The organism is Pseudescherichia vulneris (genome assembly GCF_902164725.1).
Classification (GTDB): Bacteria; Pseudomonadota; Gammaproteobacteria; order Enterobacterales; family Enterobacteriaceae; genus Pseudescherichia; species Pseudescherichia vulneris.
The window spans coordinates 3,779,926-3,781,442 of sequence record NZ_LR607338.1 but is presented as its reverse complement, the minus strand read 5'-3'; the positions used below and the strand labels follow the sequence as shown (position 1 = coordinate 3,781,442).

General features: G+C 46.9%; 1 protein-coding gene and 1 other RNA gene. One reads left to right on the top strand and one right to left on the bottom strand.

Going from position 1 to position 1,517, the window contains the following annotated elements; translation table 11 throughout:
• Positions 1-26: 26 nt before the first annotated feature.
• Positions 27-389: a transfer-messenger RNA gene (gene ssrA / locus FN633_RS15720) on the bottom strand.
• Between the two features lie 576 nt (positions 390-965).
• On the opposite strand from ssrA, the gene FN633_RS15715 reads away from it, so the two are divergent.
• Positions 966-1,517: BapA prefix-like domain-containing protein (locus FN633_RS15715; RefSeq protein WP_154058971.1), on the top strand; the 552-nt coding region annotated here is incomplete at its 3' end.

Sequence of the window (1,517 nt, the reverse complement as noted above, 5' to 3'; positions counted from 1 at the left end):
ACGTCCTGTTGCTGTCCTTCTATTTTTGGTGGAGCTGGCGGGAGTTGAACCCGCGTCCGAAATTCCTACATCCTCGGCACTACATGCTTAGTCAGTCTTTACATTCGCTTGCCAGCTGCGGACAGACACGCCACTAACAAACTAGCCTGATTAGTTTTAACGCTTCAACCCCAGGCAGGGCATCCGCGCGATCTCTTTTGGGTTTGACCTCTCTTGATCCCCGTCCTAAGAGCGGAGGCTAGGGAGAGAGGGCTCGAAGCAGGTTATTAAGCTGCTAAAGCGTAGTTTTCGTCGTTTGCGACTATTTTTTTGAGGCTTTTAACGAGGCAAACCTCCCCTCGGCATGCACCTTGGGTTTCGCAAATCCCGTCGAATCCAGAATCAGCCCCAATGTGTTGACTACAGTATAACAGGTTTTGCCACCAACGCACCAGTCCATATCACTACAACATCCGTATGACCTTCAGTTGGTTAAAGTATGAACAGGCCCGGTTCCTCAGGCCTGAGACGCTCCGTTGTCAACGACAACCCGCTTTTATTCAGAATATAAAGTCTGAGAGAATATATTTAATATTTGCCATATAGGATATATCGCAATATTGCCGTTTCGCTTAATGTTAATAATTGAAAAACAGATCTATTCACAACATGCACTATTTAAGTGGCGCTTAAATATTAACGGCTTTGTTAATAATATATTCTGTATTTAAAAAAATGTGAAAATTTGTGACTTAGGAGTTTGCCTAATTTAAGACTATTGATTATATATTTTAATGAGATCAATTCTGCGTTGAATTTATGAAAGAGGTGATAAATCATTAAAAAACAATAACTTATAGATCCACCACCCAGTTGTTAATCAAATGATTCATTTCTGCCATTTTATTTCGGTAGCGCTCTTACTCTGCCAAAAATAAGTTTGGCACATGCACAAAAAAGCGTTCTAAATAGCGAGAGGACATTATATGGCTCCCCAAATTAACCCTACTGGGTCAGTGGATATCATAAATCAAAAAACTGGTGATGTCGTTAGCCAATATGCCCAGAGTGCCGACCGCGTTGTTAATCTGACGCAGACCAGCATCGTTCGTATCAATGCTTCCCCAGAGTCGGTTAATTACTATCAGCGCGAAGGCAATGACCTGATCGTCCATATGAACGACGGTACGACGGTACGCTACCAGCGCTTTTTTGTGCTTGATGAGAATGGCTTACACAGCGAACTGATTTTTGAAGACAGCCTGGGCACGCATCACGCTGTCTTCCCCTTTGCCGAGTCCGCTGCGCCTGCTACGGCGGAAGCAATCGTACCGGCACTCTCTGAAGCCTCTGTCGATTCTCTTGTTGGCGCAGGTGGGATCTCTGCGTTGGCCGTACTGGGCGGGATAGCCGCAGTCGGGGGTATTGTGGGTATCGCCGCCGCGGCTGGCGGCGGCGGTAGCGGCAGCAGTCGCCAGGAAGCCGAGGATAATGGTGTGCTGCCGCCCATCGATGGAACGCCACCGGAGGAGGGCGGA